This is a genomic window from Arthrobacter gyeryongensis, from assembly GCF_039543785.1.
GTDB lineage: Bacteria > Actinomycetota > Actinomycetes > Actinomycetales > Micrococcaceae > Arthrobacter > Arthrobacter gyeryongensis.
Genome location: NZ_BAABKK010000015.1, coordinates 119672 through 139548, shown reverse-complemented (window position 1 = coordinate 139548; position 19877 = coordinate 119672). Strand labels below are relative to the sequence as shown.

The 19877-nt window shown below is 65.0% G+C and carries 20 protein-coding genes and 1 riboswitch; of the genes, 5 read left to right on the top strand and 15 right to left on the bottom strand.

Translation table 11 applies throughout. From position 1 onward, the window contains the following. Positions 1-55: 55 nt before the first annotated feature. Positions 56-709, bottom strand: a complete 654-nt coding sequence (locus ABEA18_RS12325) for an alpha/beta hydrolase (protein ID WP_345449697.1) — start codon at positions 707-709, stop codon at positions 56-58. Positions 710-784: 75 nt separating this feature from the next. On the opposite strand from ABEA18_RS12325, the gene ABEA18_RS12320 reads away from it, so the two are divergent. Then, a complete protein-coding gene (locus ABEA18_RS12320) occupies positions 785-1621 on the top strand; it encodes an SGNH/GDSL hydrolase family protein (RefSeq protein ID WP_345449695.1) in 837 nt (278 codons plus the stop codon). Between the two features lie 67 nt (positions 1622-1688). Then, positions 1689-2081 carry a hypothetical protein gene (locus ABEA18_RS12315; RefSeq protein WP_345449694.1) on the top strand — a complete coding sequence of 131 codons (393 nt, stop codon included), beginning with the start codon at positions 1689-1691 and terminating at the stop codon, positions 2079-2081. A gap of 1 nt (position 2082) precedes the next feature. Here the strand turns inward: ABEA18_RS12315 and metX are convergent, their stop codons facing one another. Both metX and ABEA18_RS12305 read right to left on the bottom strand, forming a co-directional pair. Next, complete coding sequence (gene metX, locus ABEA18_RS12310; protein WP_345449693.1) at positions 2083-3204, bottom strand: homoserine O-acetyltransferase MetX; 1122 nt, start codon at positions 3202-3204, stop codon at positions 2083-2085. A 13-nt stretch (positions 3205-3217) separates the two neighbouring features. After that, positions 3218-3333, bottom strand: a riboswitch (SAM riboswitch). Between the two features lie 151 nt (positions 3334-3484). Further along, positions 3485-4801 carry a bifunctional o-acetylhomoserine/o-acetylserine sulfhydrylase gene (locus tag ABEA18_RS12305; protein ID WP_345449692.1) on the bottom strand — a complete coding sequence of 439 codons (1317 nt, stop codon included), beginning with the start codon at positions 4799-4801 and terminating at the stop codon, positions 3485-3487. 246 nt (positions 4802-5047) lie between these two features. On the opposite strand from ABEA18_RS12305, the gene ABEA18_RS12300 reads away from it, so the two are divergent. Further along, the gene (locus ABEA18_RS12300; protein WP_028266517.1) at positions 5048-5686 is read left to right on the top strand and encodes a VOC family protein; all 639 of its coding nucleotides are present in this window, start codon (positions 5048-5050) and stop codon (positions 5684-5686) included. A gap of 120 nt (positions 5687-5806) precedes the next feature. Here ABEA18_RS12300 and ABEA18_RS12295 read toward each other — a convergent pair whose 3' ends face one another. Continuing rightward, entirely contained in the window at positions 5807-6571 is a 765-nt protein-coding gene (locus tag ABEA18_RS12295) for a CPBP family intramembrane glutamic endopeptidase (protein WP_234750766.1), read from the bottom strand. Between the two features lie 100 nt (positions 6572-6671). On the opposite strand from ABEA18_RS12295, the gene ABEA18_RS12290 reads away from it, so the two are divergent. Further along, the gene (locus ABEA18_RS12290) at positions 6672-7352 is read left to right on the top strand and encodes a histidine phosphatase family protein (protein WP_345449691.1); all 681 of its coding nucleotides are present in this window, start codon (positions 6672-6674) and stop codon (positions 7350-7352) included. A 14-nt stretch (positions 7353-7366) separates the two neighbouring features. On the opposite strand, the gene ABEA18_RS12285 is transcribed toward ABEA18_RS12290, so the two are convergent. From ABEA18_RS12285 to tdh, 11 genes are all read right to left on the bottom strand, one after another. Continuing rightward, positions 7367-8158 carry a DeoR/GlpR family DNA-binding transcription regulator gene (locus ABEA18_RS12285; RefSeq protein ID WP_345449690.1) on the bottom strand — a complete coding sequence of 264 codons (792 nt, stop codon included), beginning with the start codon at positions 8156-8158 and terminating at the stop codon, positions 7367-7369. 23 nt (positions 8159-8181) lie between these two features. Further along, positions 8182-9021: a class II fructose-bisphosphate aldolase gene (locus ABEA18_RS12280; protein WP_345449689.1), complete on the bottom strand. Its 840-nt coding sequence runs from the start codon at positions 9019-9021 to the stop codon at positions 8182-8184. Then, positions 9018-9962: a 1-phosphofructokinase family hexose kinase gene (locus tag ABEA18_RS12275; RefSeq protein WP_425550525.1), complete on the bottom strand. Its 945-nt coding sequence runs from the start codon at positions 9960-9962 to the stop codon at positions 9018-9020. Before ABEA18_RS12275 ends, ABEA18_RS12280 begins: the two co-directional genes overlap by 4 nt. 8 nt (positions 9963-9970) lie before the next feature. Then, positions 9971-10921: an ROK family protein gene (locus tag ABEA18_RS12270; RefSeq protein WP_345449687.1), complete on the bottom strand. Its 951-nt coding sequence runs from the start codon at positions 10919-10921 to the stop codon at positions 9971-9973. Between the two features lie 8 nt (positions 10922-10929). Beyond that, entirely contained in the window at positions 10930-11847 is a 918-nt protein-coding gene (locus ABEA18_RS12265; protein ID WP_345449686.1) for an SIS domain-containing protein, read from the bottom strand. 251 nt (positions 11848-12098) lie between these two features. Continuing rightward, entirely contained in the window at positions 12099-13322 is a 1224-nt protein-coding gene (gene hutI, locus ABEA18_RS12260) for an imidazolonepropionase (RefSeq protein ID WP_345449685.1), read from the bottom strand. A gap of 11 nt (positions 13323-13333) precedes the next feature. After that, positions 13334-14446 (bottom strand): NAD(P)/FAD-dependent oxidoreductase, encoded by a 1113-nt coding sequence (locus tag ABEA18_RS12255; RefSeq protein WP_345449684.1) that lies wholly within the window; start codon positions 14444-14446, stop codon positions 13334-13336. Between the two features lie 74 nt (positions 14447-14520). After that, entirely contained in the window at positions 14521-14991 is a 471-nt protein-coding gene (locus tag ABEA18_RS12250; protein WP_345449683.1) for a pyridoxamine 5'-phosphate oxidase family protein, read from the bottom strand. A gap of 54 nt (positions 14992-15045) precedes the next feature. Then, positions 15046-16446, bottom strand: coding sequence for a 6-phospho-beta-glucosidase (locus tag ABEA18_RS12245; protein ID WP_345449682.1), 1401 nt, complete (start codon positions 16444-16446; stop codon positions 15046-15048). Positions 16447-16452: 6 nt separating this feature from the next. Further along, on the bottom strand, positions 16453-17661 hold the full coding sequence (locus tag ABEA18_RS12240; RefSeq protein WP_345449681.1) for a glycine C-acetyltransferase: 1209 nt from the start codon (positions 17659-17661) through the stop codon (positions 16453-16455). A gap of 59 nt (positions 17662-17720) precedes the next feature. Next, positions 17721-18767: an L-threonine 3-dehydrogenase gene (tdh, locus tag ABEA18_RS12235; protein WP_345449680.1), complete on the bottom strand. Its 1047-nt coding sequence runs from the start codon at positions 18765-18767 to the stop codon at positions 17721-17723. A gap of 115 nt (positions 18768-18882) precedes the next feature. Between tdh and ABEA18_RS12230 the strand changes: the two genes are divergently transcribed. Next, entirely contained in the window at positions 18883-19827 is a 945-nt protein-coding gene (locus tag ABEA18_RS12230) for a LysR family transcriptional regulator (protein ID WP_345449679.1), read from the top strand. Positions 19828-19877 lie beyond the last annotated feature (50 nt).

Sequence of the window (19877 nt, the reverse complement as noted above, 5' to 3'; positions counted from 1 at the left end):
CACTTCTGGCCCATTACGTGCCTCGGAATGGGCCGTAAGTGACCCCGCGTTGCTGTCAGACGGACGCGAGGACCTTGTGCTCCAGGAATTCGCATACGTGGCCGATTTCCTGCTGGTTGATGCCGTGCCACATACCCGTGTAGAGCACCTTGGTGAGGTCCATGTGCTTTCGGACCCACTCCATGGTGTATTCGATCTTGTCGGGGGTGATGACGGGGTCCTGCTGGTCCCGCCCCCAGAAGATCGGCACGGATCCGTCCAGTTCGGCGTCCCGGAAGGCTGGGTCGGCATCGGCGTCGACGACGAAGCCGGAAAGCCCGACGACGGCGGCAAAGTCCGCCGGGCGCTGCCGCAGGAGCGAAGTGGCCATGGCCATGCCCATCGAAAAACCGAGGAGCGTTACTGAGCTGTGGTTGGACTTGCACGAATCCAACCAGGCAAACACGTACTCCGCGGCGTCCTTGACGGCGTCGAGGGAGTAGTCGATGGAAGCCGTCAGCGGGAACCACGTGAAGCCCGGGCCCGTCGCGATGGGCGCGCGGAGCGAAGCGACGACGAAGTCCTGGGGCAACAGCCCGGAAAGGCTGAAAAGGTCTTGCTCGTTGGATCCGTAACCGTGCAACAGGACCAGCAATGGCTTGCCAGCCCGTTCCTCCTCTTCGTGGGACCACAAAACGACCGGGGCGGGAAAGGCGGAAGCTTGACTCATGGGACTATTCTTGCAGTTACCCATGAGTAACAAGCTACGGGCGCGTAGCGTTGCAGCGAGAGGCAGGATATCGACGTGAGTGACACTGATTCCACGGTGGGGCCAAAGCCGGACGAACGGATTCATCCGTGGACCCGCTACGTGGCATTGGGTGATTCCTTTACCGAAGGCATCGGCGACCCTGAGCCCAACAATCCCGGGGGACATCGCGGCTGGGCCGACCGCGTAGCCGAGGAACTGAGCCGGGGGCACCGGGATTTCGCCTACGCCAACCTGGCCATCCGCGGGCGGCTGCTCCAGCAGATCCTCGACGGACAACTTGGCCCGTGCATGGACCTCAAGCCGGACCTCGTGAGCATCTCCGCAGGCGGCAACGACCTCATCCGCCCCGGCGGCGATCCCGACACCCTGGCCGAGAAACTCGATGCCGCCGTACAGACCCTGGGCTCCGAAGGCGCCACCGTGGTTCTCTTCAACGGCCCGGACACCGTGTCCTCAGTACTCGGCCGGATCCGCGGCAAGGTGGCCATCTACAACGAAAACCTCCGCACGGTCGCCGCCCGCCACGATGCCGTGATCGCTGATATGTGGTCCCTTCGCCAACTCTCCAACTCCCAGATGTGGGACGAAGACCGCCTGCATTTCTCTCCGCTCGGCCACCACACCATCGCCGCGATGGTCCTCGACTCACTCAATGTGCCGCACAACCTCGAGCCGCTGTTCCCCAAGCCGCTCCCCCAGCGCAGTTGGCGCGAAGCCCGCTCGGGCGACCTCGTATGGGCACGTGAGTATTTTGTCCCCTGGGTCATCCGCCGGATCCGGCACCAGTCCTCCGGCGACGGCATCCTGCCGAAACGCCCGACGCCGGGACCCGTCTTCGGCCCTGCCGACACCTTCCTGCCCCGGAGTTGAGCGGGAACCACAGGGCGGGTCACAGGGAGCGGGGCTAAGCTGGTGAAAGACCTAGGAGGCCTCTACCGTGAACAATTTGATCTTCTGGATCATCGTCTGCTCTTGGCTGATTCCGATGGGGATCCGCATGTACAACCGATCGCGCCAACGCAGGCTCCGGGACTTCCCTCCGCAGAATTACCCCGCTCAGCCCTATCCTCCACGGAACTACCCCGTCGGATACCCGGAGCTGCCCCCGGTAATCTTCCCGGCTGAGCCGCAACCCCCGGTGGCGACGCCCGTACCGCAGGCCGCTCCGCCGTCGTCGGCTGCTCCGCAAGCGAACAGCGCGACCCAGCCGAACAGCGCGCCCCAAGGCTACCGGGCACGGAAACTGGCCGAACTGGACCAGGAGTACAGCGACGGGAAAATCGCCATGGAGGATTACATGAAGCTCCGCCAGGAGATCATGAACGGCTGATTCAGCCGAAGAAGGCTTCGCGCAGCTGGGGGCCGAGCTGGCCGATCTCGGTGAGGAAACCGTCGTGCCCGATCGGCGCCTCGATCACATGAACGGGGACTCCTCCGGGCAAGGCCTTGGCCAGCTCGTGCGATTGTTCCGGGAAGTAGAGCCGGTCCGAGTCCACCGAGGCAACGAAGAACTTCGCTGTAGCCACGGACAGCGCATCCTCCAATGAGCCGCGGCCGCGGGTGATGTCGTGGCTCATGAGGGCCTCGGTGATGGCGATGTAGCTGTTGGCGTCGAAGCGCTGGACCAGCTTGCGTCCCTGGTGGTCCAGGTAGCTTTCCACCTGGTAGCGGCCCCGGTCCCCTAATGCCGCAGCCCGAAGGGGTGCCTCGCCGCCTTGGGCGTTCCGGCCGAAGCGGAAGTCCAGTTCATCCGCTGAACGATAGGTGATGTGGGCGATCCGCCGGGCAAGGGCCAGCCCTGCCTCGGGCGCGGCCTGGCCATAGTAGTCGCCGCCGTTGAAGTCGGCGTCCTGCCGGATGGCGAGCGTCTGGGCCTGCGCGAACGCGATCTGTTCGGCAGTGCTGTACGCCCCGATCGAAATCACGGCGCATCGCTTGACGCGGTCCGGATAGCTGACGGCCCATTCCAGTGCGCGTGCACCGCCCATGGACCCACCTACGACGGTATGCCAGCTGTGGATCCCCAAAGCGTCGGCCAGCCGGGCTTCGGCTACGGTGCTGTCCCGCAGGGTCACGAGCGGGAAGCGGGAGCCCCACGGCTTGCCGTCAGGAGCGCTCGACGACGGCCCGGTGCTGCCGTAACAGCCTCCCACGATGTTGACGGAGACCACGAAGTAGCGATCCGTGTCGATGGTGGCGCCGGGGCCGACGAGTTGCTCCCACCAGCCTTCTTCGTCGCTCTCGCCGCGGGCCACATGGGTGCTGCCTGTCAGGGCGTGTTCCACCAGGACAGCGTTGGAAGCGTCGGCGTTGAGCCGCCCCCATGTTTCGTACGCAAGGAGGACCTCCGGCAGGAAACCTCCGGCCTCGAGTTCGAGCCCGCCCACGGAAACATACTTGACGGTTCCGTCCTGGGTACCGGAAAGGGGTATGGCTGTTGCAGCAATTGTCATTCGTTGACACCTCACATCGCGCTTGCCCGCCGCCAACACAGCGAAGGGCCAGGTCTTCACCCGGGGCACCCCGCCGCGATTGGAGGGTTGCCGGCCAGCAAGCCGGGGCTGTCGCTGGCACTCATGACCTATAGGAAGAGTCTAGGAAAACCGGACCCCTTCTGACGAAGATTATGACACCTTTGTGACACTTGACCGTGTTTTGTTCACGAAGAAGGGACCTAGGAGGCCAGCCGACGAAGATTCCGCCCGCCGGCCTCTTGCACCATCCGGAGCGGTACTAGCTGCCCTTCGCCGCCCGGAATCCTGACTCGAGGTCCGCGAGGATGTCGTCGATGTGCTCGATCCCGACGGACAGCCGTACCAGGCCCGGGGTCACTCCGGCCACGGCCTGCTGTTCGGGGGTCAGCTGGCTGTGTGTCGTGGACGCGGGGTGGATGACCAAGGATCGGACGTCGCCGATGTTTGCCACGTGCGAATGCAGTTCCAGGGCGTCCACGAAGCGTTTGCCGGCGTCGATCCCGCCGCGGATGGTGAAGGACACCACCGCGCCGGTGCCGCGGGGTCCGTACTTCCGCCCGCGTTCGAACCACGGACTGGAAGGCAGCCCCGCGTACGCGACCGATTCGACGTCGTCGCACCCTTCGAGCCATTGCGCCACTTTGGTGGCGTTGTCCACGTGGCGTTCCACCCGCAGGCTGAGGGTTTCGATTCCTTGGGAGATGAGGAAAGCGTTGAACGGGGACACTGCCGAGCCGAGGTCCCGCAGGAGCTGGACCCGGGCCTTGAGGATGTAGGAGAGGTTCGCGCCGAGGGCACCGTCCTTGCCGAGGTCGCGGGCATAGACCAGGCCGTTGTAGCTGGGGTCCGGAGTGTTGAAGTTGGGGAACCGCTCGGGGTCCTTGCCGAAATCGAACTTGCCGGAGTCCACAATGACGCCGGCAATGGCGGATCCGTGCCCTCCAAGGTACTTGGTGGCCGAATGCACCACAATGTCCGCGCCCCACTCGATGGGCCGGATCAGGTAGGGCGTGGCGAGGGTGTTGTCCACGACGAGCGGGACTCCGGCTTCGTGCGCGATGCGGGAGACGCCCTCGATGTCCAAAACGTCCTGGCGGGGGTTGGAGACGACTTCGGCGAAGAACAGCTTGGTGTTCGGCTGCACGGCGTCGCGCCAGTGGTCGAGGTTGTCCGGGTCCTCGACGAAGGTGACCGAGATTCCGAATTTCTTCAGCGTGTGCGCCAGCAGGTTGTAGGTGCCACCGTAGAGGCTCGGGCTGGCGACCAGGTGGTCGCCAGCCTCGGCGACGTTGAGGATAGCGAACGTTTCCGCGGCCTGGCCGGAGCTCAGCAGGAGTGCCGCGAGTCCACCCTCCAGGCTCGCTATGCGCTGTTCCACCGCATCCTGCGTGGGGTTGCCGATCCGGGTGTAGATGGGTGCCAGCTCGGCCAGCGCAAAGCGGTTGGCCGCGCTTTCCGCGCTGGGAAAGACGAACGAAGTGGTCTGGTAGATGGGAAGTGCCCGGGCGCCGGTGGCGGCGTCCGGCTCCTGGCCGGCGTGGATCTGGCGCGTTTCGAATGACCATCCTTGGGACATGCGGACTCCTGGTTGTCGGGGCTCTTGCCGTGCTTCAACCTGCCGGGTTGAAGTATTCCGCCTGCCGGCGTTCGGTTGCCGCCAGTCTAGGGACGGTGTTGCGGGCTCCGGAAGCTTTGTGACGAACACGGTAGTTTTCGGTCCCGGCGCGTCCTGAAGTGACTCTGAGCTGCCTTTTCGATACATCCCACCTTGGTTAGGCTTGACTTAGCTGAGAGCTCCATCACAAAGTGCCAAGATGAAGCCATGCGCATGGATCACGTCTCTTACGCTTGTGAACGAGATGGCCTCTTGGCCACCACCGAGCGAATTTCCGCAGCATTGGGAGTGGACGCAGTCCGGGGCGGAGTGCATCCGCGCTTCGGTACCCGGAACATGATCATCCCCCTTGCTGACCACAAATACCTGGAAGTTGTCGAGGTCCTAGACCACCCGGCATCCGACAAGGCACCTTTTGGACAAGCCGTCCGTGCACGCTCCGCCGCAGGAGGCGGTTGGATGGGCTGGTGCGTCGCTGTTGACGACCTGAGCCCGTTCGAACAGCGGCTCGGACGCGCCGCCGTCCCCGGCAACCGCAAGTTTCCGGACGGCCGCGAACTCGTCTGGTCGCAGATCGGCATCCTGGGACTCATCGCCGATCCCCAAGTTCCGTACCTGCTCCGCTGGGAGGGCGACCCTGCACTTCACCCGTCCCTCGTCTACCCAAGCGACGTCAAGATGTCCAGCCTCACCATTGCCGGCTCCGCGGAGCGCGTTACCGAATGGCTCGGAGAACCCGTGGAGAAGCCGCTTGAGGACGTCGCAGTCCAATGGATGGCTCCGCACGGAACGCCGGGCATCATGTCGGTAACGTTCGAAACCGCCAACGGAGCCGTCACGATCTGACGGACCCTCGCATCACCTTCTGAGGGACATCGGGCGAGGAGGCCCGGAAAACTTCGGCCGCCATTATGCGGGTGCCAATGACGTCACCCCGCAATGGCGGCCGAAACCTTTTAAAGCGCCTCAGCCCAGCCCGATGGCCTTGCCGAAGACACTGAAGCCGACGAACGCCACAATGTCCAGGAGGGCGTGGGCCACCACGAGCGGCATGACCCTTTTGGTCTTCGTGTAGATCCAGCCGAACACGAGGCCCATGACGGCGTTGCCGATGAAAGGTCCGAAGCCTTGGTACAAGTGGTAGCTGCCGCGAAGGAGCGCGCTGAGCACGATCGCCAGCGGGGTGCTCCACCCGAACTTCCCGAACCGGTCCAGGAGGTAGCCCACCACGATCACTTCTTCGACGACGGCGTGCCGCACCGCGGAGAGGACCAGCACCGGCACGGTCCACCAGTAGGAGTCCAGGCCGCTGGGGATGATCGCTGTAGTGATCCCCAGGGCGCGGCCGGCCGCATAGAGCCCCAGCGACGGGATCCCGATCAGCGCGGCGAGGCCTAGTCCTTGCAACGCGTCGCGGCCCGGGCGGGCGAAGTTGAAGCCCAGCCGGGTGAAACCCGAGGGGCTCTCAGCCGTTTGGCGATGCAAAGACAGAAAGTAGAACACCAACACCACCGGGACCAGGGCGAACGCGATATCCAGCAACTGGTAGGTGAGGTCGAAGTACTCGCGCGTGCTCTGCGAGCGGTTGAGGGTGGACGTCGCATGGGCCAAAGGCCCCTGGGTCATCTTGTCCAGCAACTGCACCACGGAGTACACAGCCGATTGGCCGAGGGACAGGCCAAGGACAATCAGTACTTCGGCGCGCAACCGGCGCGTTGAGGCTAGGAGCATGCTCCTATCTTGCCTTCATTTGCCTGATGTTTCCCCTGAGCCGGGTCCCCGGATGTCCGCTTGCATGGGCCGGGCGTCTCCTGACCCTATGCTTGGTGGGATGAGCGCGCCAGCACGAATCTTCATGATCCGGCACGGCCAGTCCGCCGCCAACGCCGACACTTCCATCTACAACCGTGTGCCCGATTACCGCATCCCGTTGACGGAGCTCGGCATCGAGCAGGCACGGGCCGCGGGTGAGGCACTGCGCAGGAAGCTCGACGGCGAACCCGTGTGCGTTTATGTCTCGCCGTACCTTCGGGCATACCAGACCCTCGAGGCACTGAATCTCGACAGCCTCACGGAAAGGGTCATCGAGGAGCCCCGGCTGCGTGAACAGGACTGGGCCAACTTCCAGATTGCCGGAGACATCGGGGACCAGAAGGAGCTCCGCAACCTCTACGGGCATTTCTTCTACCGGTTCCGCGAGGGCGAATCAGGCTCCGATGTCTACGACCGGATTTCCTCGTTCATGGAAACCCTGTACCGGCATTGGGAAAAACCCGACTACGCACCCAACACCCTGCTGGTAACCCATGGCCTCACCATGCGGCTCTTCTGCATGCGATGGTTCCACTGGTCGGTGGAGTACTTCGAGTCCCTCAACAACCCGGGCAACGCGGAGCTACGGACACTTGTCCGCAACGACCAGGACAAATACGATCTCGACACGCCGTTCAGCCAGTGGGTGCAGCGCAGCACGGACGAAACCGTGCTGAACGCTCCCCCGATGGTCTTCTGACGGGCACAACGCCGCTAGGCGTCCTTGGCCACGATTACTTCGGTGCCGCCGGCTTCAAATGCAGCTTTATCCTCTGCCGTGATGCCCGAATCCGTGATGAGCCGGCGGAAATCGTACCCGGCCATCGCCGCGAAGGCACGCTTGCCGATCTTCGTGGAGTCGGCGAGGACATAGGAGTCGGTGGCGCGTCGTGCCATGACCGTATTCACCATGGCTTCTCCCTCGTCGGTGATGGTGGGGCCGATTTTCGGATCGACTCCGTTGACGCCGATGAAGGCGATGTCCAAGGCAACCTTCTGCATGATGACATCGGTGTAGGGCCCGACAAGTTCGTAGGAACGCGGGTTCAGGATGCCGCCGGTGACCATGATCTTGATGTTGGGACGCACGGCAAGCTGGGCGGCGATGTTGATGGCGTTGGTGACCACCGTCAGCATGGGCCGGTTGGAGGGCGCGTTCAGGTCTTCGCGGGTGGACAGCACCTGGGCCAGGGCCGTGTTGGTGGTGCCACCGCTGAGTCCGATCACTGCCCCGGGCATGATGAGCTCCGAGGCTGCCAAGGCAATCTGCTGCTTGGCCTCAGCGTGATCATCCCTGTTGTAGCGCCCCGGAAGTTCGTAGGCCACTGATCCCGTGGTTGCGCCGCCGCGGGTACGGCTCAGGAGCCGCTGCTTGGCGAGGCTGTCCAGGTCACGGCGCGCCGTGGCTGGAGAGACCGCCAGACGGGTCACGATATCCTCGACCTCAACATGCCCTGACTCAGCGAGGAGATCAAGGATGGCTGTCAGTCGATCGTTGCGGGTCATCACGAACCTTCCGGAAATTGGGACTAATTCACTTTCGCGAACAGCGTCAGCAGACGTGCGGTTTCCAACACCAGGGCGTCCCGTCCGGCCTTGATGTACTTGCGGGAGTCCACCACCGAGGGGTTGGCATCCAGGTACTCACGGACGGCGCGGGTGAAGAACCCGTTCAAGTGTGTGGATACGTTGATCTTAGTCATACCTGCCCGGATTGCCGCCACCAGCGTTTCATCTGCTACGCCGGAGGATCCGTGAAGGACGAGCGGCAGCTGGACGGCCTCCTTGAGCCGGGTGATGAGGGCCAAGTCCAAGGCTGCGCTGCGTTCCGTCATGGCGTGCGAGGAACCGACGGCGACGGCGAGTGCGTCGACGCCGGTGGCTTCCACGAAGGATCGGGCCTCGGCCGGATCCGTCCGGACTCCCGGGGCATGCGCACCGTCCTTGCCTCCCACTTTCCCGAGTTCGGCTTCGACGTAGACCCCGTGGTCGTGGGCGTATGTGGCGACCCGACGCGTGACTTCAACGTTCGAGTCATAGGGCAAGTGCGCACCGTCGTACATGACGGAACCGAACCCGAGGTCGACAGCCTGCATAGCCAGCTCTTCGGATTCGGCGTGGTCCAGGTGCAGGGCCACGGGCACCGAAGAGTCCCGGGCGATGGACATGGCACCCCGGGCAATCGGGACGAGTCCGCCGTGGAACCGGACGCAGTTCTCCGATATTTGCAGGATCAGCGGGACACCAGCCGTCTCCGCCCCGGCAACAAGGCCTTCGGCGGTTTCGAGGTGGATGACATTGAAGGCGCCCTGTCCGATTCCGTTGGTCGCGGCGGTATCCATGAGTTCCCGTGTACTGACGAGCGTCACAGGGTCTCCTTCCAGCTGAGAATGAGTTGGTCTTCGAGGTCCGCGTAGAGCGGTGAGATCTCACCGGCCGCTGGCATGAGCACCGCGGCGGCGGACCAGGCTGTCGCCCGGCGGAGGATCGTGGGGATGTCGGTGATCCCGTCGGCGAGTGCGGCGGCGGCCGCTGCCACTCCGGCGTCGCCGGCTCCCGTGGGGTTGCCGCTGAGCGGTTCCGGGAGCCGGGCGCTCCAGTAGCCTCCGGGGGACGCATGGTGGAACGCGAGCATGCCTTCAGCGCCGGCACTGACCAGGACAGTCTTGGCCCCGAGGGCGATCAATCGCTCTGCGGCCACGTCAAGGCTGCTTTCCCCTGTTGCTTCAAGGAGTTCGTGATTGTTGGGCTTGAGGAGGTCCGCCCCGGCCCGCGCGGCGGCGATGATCCCGGGACCGGAAGTATCGACAACGGCGGGAATCCCGGCGTCGTGCGCCAGGCGCACCAGCGCCGGGTAGAAGTCGGCCGGCGCGCCGGGTGGCAGGCTGCCGGAACCGACAAGCACTCCCGCGCTTTGCCCGTCGAGGGCGTCGACGACGGCGGCGGCCAGCGCCTGCCATTCGTGCGGTTGGAGGGCGCTCCCCTCTTCATTGAAGATGGACGTTTCCCCGCCCACCGTGTCCGCGAGCGCAATGCTGCGCCGTGTTTCCGCGGCGACCGGAATCAGGCGATGCGGTACGCCGCTGCTGAGCAGTTCGGCGGCGAATTCGGCACCGGACGTGCCCCCCGAGGGCGCGATTGCCAGCACGGGATGGCCCAGTTGGTGGGCCACGCGCGCAACGTTGAGGCCTTTTCCGCCGGCGCGGCTGAGGGGCGCGGCAACACGATGGCTTGATCCGGGGGTGATCCCGGCGACTTGGTAGCTGAGGTCGATGGCCGGATTAGGCGTGACGGTGATGACCCGTTTCATGGCCCGGTTCACCGCCCCGTCCCCTTGCCGGAGGCGGCCTTCGCGGCCGGGAGCAAGGCCCGTGCCCTCATGGCGGCGCCGAGCAAACCCGCATCCTGGCCAAGCTGGGCGCGCATGATGATGGGCCGGCGCTGGAAATCGAGCAGCTCATCGAGGCGCGAACGCAGTGGCTGCAGGAGTCCTTCACCCGCTTCGGCAAGCCCGCCGCCAACCACCACTGCTTCGGTGCCGATGATGCTGACGCATTGGCTGAGGCTGAAAGCGAGGGCGTCCACCGCGTCGGCCCAGATCCTGGCCGCAAGTGCATCGCCCGCTGTGGCCCGTTCGAGGACTTCACGGGCACCGGCGCGCGGTGTTCCGGCCTTGTCGCTGTAACGCCGGGCGATCGCTCCGGCGGAGCCGACGGCCTCGAGGATCGTGTGGCCCGGACCGTCGGGGTCCGGAATGAGGGCGTGGCCCAGTTCCCCGGCGAAGCCGCCTGCGCGCACCGGATACCCGTCGGAGATGACGGCTGCGGCGATCCCGGTGCCGACCACCATCACCACGACGTTGCGAAAATCGCGGGCCGCTCCGAACCGGAATTCGGCTTCGGCGGCCGTGCTGACATCGTGGCCGAAGGAGACCGGCAGTCCGAGGCGTTGCGCGGCCTTTTCCCCAAAGGGAAAGTTCCGCCAGCCCAGGTTCGCCGAATAGATCCCCACTCCGCTGTCGGAATCAACGATTCCCGGAACCACAATGCACGCGGCCTTCGCCGGGTGTTCGGGGAATTCAGCGGCAAATTCCGAGGCCAATGCCTCGACTGCGTCCAGGATCGCCTCGCCCGGCCGCAAGGGATCACGCGGCGTAGCGGTGCGGCGCAGGCCAAGGACATTCCCGGCTGTGTCGACAAGGCCTGCCTTCAGATCCGTCCCGCCGACATCGAAGGCCAGGACTGCGGATTCAGCGGCTCCGAGAACCATGGGATTGCCTAGGCCGTGGCGTTCAGGACAACAGAGCGCGTGAGGTTGCGCGGCAGATCGGGGTTGAGGCCGCGCGCGCGTGCCCGCTCCAAGGTGACCTTATGGACCCGGGCCAGCTCGGCGAGCGGATGCTTGCCGGTGTTGACGTAGAGGGCGCCTGTGCGGCCCATGTCGGCGTCGAGGCCCTCCGGCTGCGGGCCGAAGATCCACGTCACCCTGCCTGGGGCGGCAATGGAAATGGGACCGTGCCGGTACTCCATCGCCGGATAGGATTCGGTCCAGCCCTGCACTGCTTCGCGCATCTTGAGTCCGGCTTCGTGGGCCAGGCCAACGGTCCAGCCGGTACCGAGGAAGGTGAACTGTTCGGCGTCGAGCAACTCCTGGGAAACAGGCTCGGTCACGGCAGCGCGGGCATCCTCGATTGCCGGGCCGAGTTCGATGCCCAGGCTCGTCAGGAGGTACACGAGGGCTGTGGTGGCAAAGCGGGTCTGGACCACCGATTTCTCGTCCGCGTAGGGAAGGCCGATCACGGCGTCGGCAAGGCTGGTGATGGGCGAATTCACGTCGCCGATCACCGCGATGGTGCGGACTTTTCCACGCAGGGCTTCGAGCAGCTCGAGTACCTCCGTGGTGGTGCCGGAGCGGGTGATGGCGATGACGGCGTCGTACTGGCGGCCCGCGCTGTTGTGATTGAGGAAGGCTTCGGACGCTGCGAACGCGTCGGTGACGCCCTTGCCTGCGGCTTCGCGGGCAGCGGCATAGCTTTGCGCCATGAACCATGAGGTACCGCAACCGACGACGGCGATCCGCTCGCCGTCGGCGGGAAGCCGGTGCTCCACCGTGGATTGCTCGATGGCCCGCTTCCAGACCTCGGGCTGCGAAACAAGCTCTTCTTCCATGAAGGCCCCGAGGGTGTTGTTACTCATCGCACTTACCATTCCTGTCCGCGCATCTTCGACGCACTCTTCAACGCTCAACCATTTGACGTTTTATGATCCATATAAACACTAAACGATCACATTCAATCGCACAAGGATCGTGACGGCGCCAGACACGCCTGGCAAATGGGAATGCCTACCCCTAGGGAGGAACCCCGCCTTGGCGTCGCCAGAGTGCACAAGCAAAAGCAGGGCCCCTCCATTTGGAGGGGCCCTGCTTTGTTGACTCGAGAGCTCCGCTAGACCGCCCGCACGCCAGCCCGCCACACCGCGAATGTCAGCGGAATACCCGGCCGGTACGCGAGGTGCGTCGCCGACGGCGCCTTGAGCATGTGGAGGTCGGCGCGGTGCCCGACGGCGATCGAACCCACCGCCCGTTCGCCGTCGACGTCGTTCCCCGACTCCCTGCCCAGCGCGAGCGCACCGCCATACGTGGCCGCCCGGACGGCCTCGTGGACGCTCAGATGCATCTGCAACACTGCAGTAGTGACGCAGAAGGCGATGGAGCTCGTGTAGGAGGTGCCGGGGTTGCAGTTCGCGGCCAAGGCGATCTGCACCCCCGCGTCAATGAGTGCCCGGCCGGGGGCGAGCGGCTGGCGGGTGGAAAGATCGCAAGCGGGCAGGCACGTGGCCACCGTGCCGCGCGGACCCGTTCCGGTGGATGCATCCCAGCCGCTCCAGGTTCCGGCGAGCGCCTCGATGTCCGCCGCTGAAAGGTAATTGACATGGTCAACGCTGGCCGCACCGAACTCCACGGCCAACTGCACGCCGGGGCCTTCACCCAATTGGTTGCCGTGGACACGCAGGCCCAGGCCCGCATCGCGGCAAGCGGTCAGGACCCGACGCGACTGTTCTTCGGTGAAAGCGCCGCGCTCGCAGAAAACGTCGGCCCACTTGACGAACGGGCGAACGGCGTCAAGCATCGGACCGCAGACGAGGTCCGTGTATGCCTCGGCGTCGGCTCCGGCCGGAACCAAGTGCGCGCCGAGGTAGGTGACTTCATCGACGGTCGCTGCCGCGATGCGTGCACTGCGTGCCTCGTTCTCCAGGTCCAGTCCGTAGCCGGTCTTGCTCTCGAGATAGGTGGTGCCTTGGGAGACGGCTTCGGCCACGCGCCCGGCGGCGAGGCGGGTCAGTTCCTCGTCGCTCGCGGCGCGCGTGGCGCCCGTGGTGACAGCAATCCCGCCGGCGCTGTAGCTCTGGCCGGCCATCCTGGCCTCGAATTCGGCGGTGCGGTCGCCGGCGAAAATCAGGTGCGAGTGCGAGTCCACCCAGCCCGGGAGCACCGCGCGGCCTTCCGCGTCCACGTGCTCATCAGCCGCGGGAGCCTCCGACGCCGGACCGATCCAGGAAATCCGCTCACCTTCGATCACCACGGCGGCGTCCTTGAGAACGCGATGCTCCGCGTCCTGGGTCATCAGTTCGCCGATGTTGCTGATCAGTGTGCTCGTCTGCCCGCTCATGAACCTATTGTTCATCGGCGGATGGACCAGCGGGCCGCCGCGAGCTCCCTCGGTGTCCGGGATGCCGGACTGATGCCCGGCGCGGAGGCAACGTTCGCCGATCCCAGGATCTCCGCGGCGGCGAGCTCGGCGATTGCCGAGGACGTCTGGAAACCGTAACCGCCTTGGCCCGCAAGCCAGAAGAAACCGGGAGCCTCGGCGTCGAAACCCACCACCGGAACCCCGTCGGCAGCTTCGGTGCGCAACCCTGTCCAGGCTTTGGCCACGGAGCGGATGCCCAGCGACGTGATCGAATTCAGCCGGGCCACGAGCTCTTCCACGTCGCCGGGCCGCGGCTGTGCGTCTTCAGGCCCGCTCGGCACCGTCTCCGACGGCGAAATGAGCACTTGCTCCCCCTCGCGCCGGAAATAGTAGGAATCATCCGCTGCCGCCACCATCGGGGTGCCTGGCGCAAGCGGGCGTTCGACGTCGACGATTGCCGCCGTGCGCCGGAACGGCTGCAAGCCCAGCTTTTCCACCCCGCTGAGGACCGCGAGTTCGTCCGCCCAGGCACCTGCTGCGTTCACGACGACGGCGGACTGGAAACCTTCCAGCCCGGCGCCCAATTGCCAGCCGGAACCGAGCCGTTGGGCAGAATGGACCCGGGCGCCGGTGATGATATCCACTCCCCCGGCCTCGGCGCGTTGGCGGTGGTCTTCCAACAGCACGGGCGCATTGCAAGCGAACGAACCCGTGTCCAGGCCCGCGGCCGTGAAGGCTCCGGGATTCAGGGCCGGGCACAGCTCAAGGGCTTCGGCGTGCGTGATGGGGTGCATGTGCCCGCTGGCTTCTGCCTTGACGGTGGCTTCGTCGCCCACCAACATGAACGAGCGCGGTTCCAGCACGGGTACCGGCAACGCTGCATCTCGGGCTGCCATCAGCTCCAGCGTGCGGACAGTGAGTTCCTGTACGACGGCGGGTCCGTAGCTTGGGATCAGCTGCCGGGCTGAGCGGGAAGACGTGTGGTAGGCCAGTGTCTGTTCGGCTTCCACGAGCGCCACCGAACACCGGCCGGCCAGCGCTGAAGCCAGCGACAGCCCGGCGATGCCTCCGCCGACAATTACCACATCATAATTCGCAGCCATCCCACCATCCTGTCAGCGCATACGCCCAGATGCGAGGGGCCGGCTCGGGACTCGCCGCGCCCGTCCCAGCGGGCCTATTCCAGCGCGGACGGCTTGATGCCGCTGTAGGGGGTCCACCACGTGAGCGGTTCCGTGACGGTGAAGCGTCGCCCGGAGATCGAATCCGCGGGAACCCGCACGAAATGGTCCTTCTTGCCGGATTCCCAAGGAAACAGGGGCAGCGAGAACGAGTTGATGACGTCGTCGAGCTGTTTGACGGGCGCCGCTTTGCCATGGAGCACAACGCTCCACGCGACTCCGGTGTTCGCGTCGACGCCGTCCACCTCCATGGCCACCGGGAACTCGCCCAGAGCGGCGGCGAGCTTTGTGCCCGCTCCCGTCCTGAAGACAACCGTCCCCTGGTCCACGGTGTAGTTGATCGGAAAAATGTCAGGGTGGTCTCCGAGCCACACGGCCAGCCTGCCGACAGACACGCCCCTTAGGAGATTCCAGCATTGCTGCGAATCCAACACCTCGGTTACAGGTTGTGCTGCATCTTTGTCCATGCTGCAGATACTAGGCCTCCGATCCCCCGCGGGACAGGGCTTAGGCGAAGGGGTTCAGCGCAGGTATTGGAGCTCCTTGAAATGGCTGATGTAGTCGTCCAGGAGCGCTTCTGCCACCCTGACCGAGTCCACGAGCGGGTTCATGGCCATCGCCTTGTAGGCGGAGCGCCGGGAACCCGTGAGCGCAGCGTCGATCGTGGCGCGTTCCACCGCTTTGGCGTTGACGACGAGCCCGCGCGCGTAGTCCGGAAGAACCTTGGCCGGGAGCAAGCGGGCTCCGCCTGCGTCCACGAGGCAGGGTGCCTCGATGACGGCGTCGGCGTCGAGTTCTGCCAGGGTGCCGTTATTGGGGAGGTTCAGGATCAGTCGGGCCGTTTCCCCCTGGCTGATGGCACGCATGATCGCCAAGGCCACGGCCTCGTAGCCGCCGGAGACCAGGTCCTCGGCTTGGCGTTCGAACGTACCGGCCGCGTCCCTGTTGCTCTGCATATACGTCTCTTCGCGATCGAGCTTGGTCTTTTCCCAGAGCCTGAGGGCCGATTTCGACGACGGGACCCCCAGGGTGGGCCCCGCACCGCCGTCGTTCGCTTCCGCTAGCCCGTTGTAGAAGGACGACTGCTGCCGCGCCAAGTAGGCGCCACGGGTGGTCTCGGCGCGCCGGTCGGCGTCGAGGGCTTCCCGCCTGAAGTAGTAGTAATGCAGATACTCGTTGGGAACCGCGCCCAATGCTTTGATCCACGAAGCGCCGAAAAGCCGGCCCTCTTCAAACGATTCGATGGCGCCGTCGTCGGACAGGAGCCGCGGCAGGACATCTTCACCGTCGACTACCAGCCCGCGCAGCCAGCCCAGGTGGTTCAGGCCAATGTAGTCGATCTGCACGGAACCGTCCCGAAAGTCCGCCTCGCCGCGCTGGATTCCCGCTGCGAGCAGGCATCGCCTGGCCAGTCCCACCGGCGAATCGCAGATCCCCACCACCTTGTTGCCGAGGACCCGCGTCATGACCTCGGTGATGACCCCGGCCGGGTTGGTGAAGTTGATGAACCAGGCGTGCGGGGAATGGCGCTTCACCGCCTCGGCGATGTCCAGGACCACGGGAATGGTCCGCAGGGCATAGGAAATCCCGCCGGCGCCAACGGTCTCCTGCCCGATAACCCCATGCTCCAGGGCAATACGTTCGTCGGCGGCGCGCCCGTCGAGTCCGCCCACCCGGATGGCAGAGAAGATGAAGTCCGTGCCGGGCAATGCTTCGGACAGCTCCGTGAACATCCCCACTGCGGGCGCGTCAGGCACCCCCTCCGCCATCTCGGCGAGGACCCTGGCCACCACGCCCAGGCGCGCGGGGTCAGCATCGAACAGCCTTAATTCGGTGACCCGGCCGGGCCCGTGGTCAGACAGCAGTGCTGAATAGACCAGGGGTACACGGAATCCCCCGCCGCCCAGGATGGTGAGGATCATGGGAACTCAGAGCCCCGCGGCTGCGCGGCTCTTCACGAATGCCTCGACACACGCCTCGACGTCCTCAGAGCTGTGTGCGGCCGAGAGCTGCACGCGGATACGGGCAGCTCCCTTGGGCACCACGGGGTAGCTGAACGCCGTGACGAACACTCCGTGGTGGAGCATCTCGTCGGCGACCTTCGCGGCCGCCACGGCGTCGCCGAACATCACCGGAATGATGGCGTGCTCGCCGTCGAGCAGTTCGAAGCCTTCCTCGCTCATCCGGCGGCGGAACAAGGCAGCGTTCTCGAAGAGCCTGGAGCGGAGCTCGCCCGAACCCTGGACCAGCTCAATGGCCTTGATGGTGGCTGCGACGATGGCCGGGGCAAGGGAGTTGGAGAACAGGTACGGGCGGGCCTTCTGGCGCAGCATGGCGACGATTTCGCTGCGGCCGGAGACGTAGCCGCCCGAAGCACCGCCAAGGGCCTTGCCGAACGTGCCGGTGTAGATGTCGATCCTGTCGGAAACACCCGCGTGTTCCGGGGTTCCGGCACCGGTTGCTCCCATGAAGCCTACGGCGTGGGAATCGTCCACCATGACCAGCGCGTCGTGCTTTTCCGCGAGATCGCAAATGGCCTCGAGCGGAGCAAGGTAGCCGTCCATGGAGAAGACGCCGTCCGTCACGACGATCTTGCGTCGGGCCGGTGCCTCGCCGGTTGAGGCCTCGATCAGCTTGGCTTCGAGGTCAGCCATGTCCCGATTGGCGTAGCGGAAGCGCTTGGCCTTGCTGAGCCGGATGCCGTCGATGATGGAGGCATGGTTCAGGGAGTCGGAGATGATGGCGTCCTCGGCCCCGAACAGGGACTCGAATACGCCTCCGTTGGCGTCGAAGCAGCTGGAGAACAGGATGGTGTCCTCGGTTCCGAGGAACTGTGAGACCCGGGCCTCGAGCTCAAGGTGCAGGTCCTGTGTGCCGCAGATGAAACGGACGGATGCCATGCCGAAGCCGCGCTCGTCCATAGCGGACTTCGCTGCGGCGATGATGTCCGGGTGGTCTGCCAGGCCAAGGTAGTTGTTGGCGCAGAAGTTCAAGACGGTGTTCGCCGGTTGGCCGAGCTGGCCTGCGGAGATGTGGCTGGCCTGCGGCGAGTCAATGTGCCGTTCGGTCTTGAAGAGGCCTGCTGTGCGGATCTCTTCAAGTTCGCCCTGCAGCTGGTTTTTGATGCTTGAGTACATGGTGGCTCCTGGTACTGGGGTCTTGGGGAGGACTTTACGGTGTCTTAGATTGCTGCGTTCTAAAGTTCGGTCCAGTCGAGGACGACCTTGCCGCCCGTGCCGGCGCGGGCGATTTCGAAGCCCTTTTCCCAGTCGGCGGCGGACAGCTTATCCGTGACGACGGCGGAAATGTGGCTGTGCAGTACGGGGTTGGAGGACAGCATGGCGCTCATGGCGTACCAGGTTTCGTACATCTCGCGGCCGTAGATGCCCTTGAGGGTCAGCATGTGGGTAACCACTTTGCCCCAGTCAATGTCAATGGACTGGCTGGGCAAGCCAAGCATGGCGATGCGTCCGCCGTGGTTCATGTTGTTGATCATCTCAGGCAGGGCCGTGGGATGCCCGGACATTTCCAGGCCGATGTCGAATCCTTCGCGCATGCCGAGCTCGAGCTGGGCATCCTTGACGCGCATTTTCGACACATCGACGGCGAGGTCCACGCCCATCTTCCGGGCGAGTTCAAGGCGGGGAGCGGAGACATCCGTGATGGCGATCTTGCGGGCACCGGCGTGGCGCGCGACGGCGATTGCCATGAGTCCGATGGGTCCGGCACCTGTGATGAGCACGTCCTCGCCGACGAGGGGGAAGCTCAGGGCGGTGTGGACGGCGTTGCCGAAGGGGTCGAAGATGGCGCCGAGCTCAGGAGTGATGGAAGGATCCTGGTGAACCCAGACGTTGGTCTCCGGGATGACAACGTATTCGGCGAAGGCGCCGTCGCGCTGCACGCCCACGGACACCGTGTGGATGCACATCTGGCGGCGGCCCGCGCGGCAATTGCGGCAGATGCCGCAGACTACGTGGCCTTCCCCGGAGACGCGGTCGCCGACTTTGACGTCGCGGACGTCTTCGCCCACGGAGACCACTTCGCCGTAGAACTCGTGTCCCGCGATCAACGGAGTCTCGATGATGCCCTGCGCCCAAGCGTCCCAGGACTGGATGTGCAGGTCTGTTCCGCAGATGCCGGTGGTCATGACGCGAATCTTGACGTCGCTGGGACCTGCCTCCGGCTCGGGCCGTTCGACGAGTTCAAAACCAGCGTGGGGACCGGACTTGTAGAGAGCCTTCATGGGTCTTCCTAACTCAAGGGATTAGGCCGTTTGTGTGCCGTTTCACTTCATTGAAGCCCCACGGACGGTTTAGCACAACTAGGTTTTTCTCAATCAACGATTTAGCATTTGCTAAATGGAAGTACACCAGCTCCAAATGCTCAGGGAACTAGGAGATCTAGGCAGTGTCAAGGCCGTGGCCGAGACACTCATGGTCACTCCATCGGCCGTCTCCCAGCAGCTCGCCCTCCTGCAGAAGTCCGTGGACGTGCCCCTGACCCGGAAGGAAGGCCGGGCCCTGGTGCTCACCGATGCGGGCCGGGTCCTGGCCGACGCCGGAGCCGCTGTGGTGAATGCGCTCGCGGACGCCCGGGCCGCCATTGGCGCGTACCATGACTCACCGGGCTCCACTGTGACCGTGAGCGCCTTCCACAGCGCGGGCCAAGCTTTGTTCGCTCCGCTCGCAGCCTTGCTGACCTCTGCGCGCAACGCGGGTCCCGAAAACAGCGTTCCCCGCGTGAAGCTCGCCGACGAAGACGTTGCCCAGGAAGACTTTCCGGGCCTCGCCGCGCGCTATGACCTCGTGCTGGCGCACCGGATGGAGCACAGCCCCGGGTGGCCTACCGACAAAGTCGCCGTGATCCCGCTCGCCGACGAGCCGCTCGACGTCGCTTTGCCTGCCGGACACCCGCTCGCGGCGCGACGCGAACTCAGGCCGGCCGACGTCGTCGGGCAGCCCTGGGTGACCAGCCGCGCCGGATACTCCCCCGCGGATGTGCTGGCCGCCGTCGTAACCGTCAGCGGGCGCCCGGCGGATGTCCTGCACCGCATCAACGACTACTCCACCGTGGCCTCGCTCGTGGCGGACGGTGGCGCGATAGGGTTGCTCCCGCGGTTCACCGCCCAGCGCGTCCTGGACGCCGGCGTGGTGCTGCGACCGCTCGCGGGGGTGAATTCCGTGCGCAAGATCGACATCCTGGCGAGGCCGGAGACCCTGAAACGGAAATCGGTCATGACGGTCTGCGAAGCGCTGCAGACCGTCATGACCGAACTCGCCGGGGGCACGCGACAGCCCAACTGACTCGCATTTAATGTCGTTATGAGGCCCCAAAACGACAACGACTGCGAGTC

Coding starts and splice junctions, on each gene's coding strand:
- ABEA18_RS12270 (WP_345449687.1), bottom strand. CDS start 10,921: ATGGTTCTCGGAGCCGCTGAATCCGCAGTCCTGGCCTTCGATGTCGGC.
- ABEA18_RS12305 (WP_345449692.1), bottom strand. CDS start 4,801: ATGTCCCAAGGATGGTCATTCGAAACGCGCCAGATCCACGCCGGCCAG.
- ABEA18_RS12230 (WP_345449679.1), top strand. CDS start 18,883: ATGGAAGTACACCAGCTCCAAATGCTCAGGGAACTAGGAGATCTAGGC.
- ABEA18_RS12290 (WP_345449691.1), top strand. CDS start 6,672: ATGAGCGCGCCAGCACGAATCTTCATGATCCGGCACGGCCAGTCCGCC.
- ABEA18_RS12295 (WP_234750766.1), bottom strand. CDS start 6,571: ATGCTCCTAGCCTCAACGCGCCGGTTGCGCGCCGAAGTACTGATTGTC.
- ABEA18_RS12240 (WP_345449681.1), bottom strand. CDS start 17,661: ATGTACTCAAGCATCAAAAACCAGCTGCAGGGCGAACTTGAAGAGATC.
- ABEA18_RS12285 (WP_345449690.1), bottom strand. CDS start 8,158: ATGACCCGCAACGATCGACTGACAGCCATCCTTGATCTCCTCGCTGAG.
- ABEA18_RS12300 (WP_028266517.1), top strand. CDS start 5,048: ATGCGCATGGATCACGTCTCTTACGCTTGTGAACGAGATGGCCTCTTG.
- ABEA18_RS12250 (WP_345449683.1), bottom strand. CDS start 14,991: ATGGACAAAGATGCAGCACAACCTGTAACCGAGGTGTTGGATTCGCAG.
- ABEA18_RS12245 (WP_345449682.1), bottom strand. CDS start 16,446: ATGATCCTCACCATCCTGGGCGGCGGGGGATTCCGTGTACCCCTGGTC.
- hutI (WP_345449685.1), bottom strand. CDS start 13,322: ATGAGCGGGCAGACGAGCACACTGATCAGCAACATCGGCGAACTGATG.
- ABEA18_RS12255 (WP_345449684.1), bottom strand. CDS start 14,446: ATGGCTGCGAATTATGATGTGGTAATTGTCGGCGGAGGCATCGCCGGG.
- ABEA18_RS12265 (WP_345449686.1), bottom strand. CDS start 11,847: ATGAGTAACAACACCCTCGGGGCCTTCATGGAAGAAGAGCTTGTTTCG.
- ABEA18_RS12325 (WP_345449697.1), bottom strand. CDS start 709: ATGAGTCAAGCTTCCGCCTTTCCCGCCCCGGTCGTTTTGTGGTCCCAC.
- ABEA18_RS12275 (WP_425550525.1), bottom strand. CDS start 9,962: ATGAAACGGGTCATCACCGTCACGCCTAATCCGGCCATCGACCTCAGC.
- metX (WP_345449693.1), bottom strand. CDS start 3,204: ATGACAATTGCTGCAACAGCCATACCCCTTTCCGGTACCCAGGACGGA.
- tdh (WP_345449680.1), bottom strand. CDS start 18,767: ATGAAGGCTCTCTACAAGTCCGGTCCCCACGCTGGTTTTGAACTCGTC.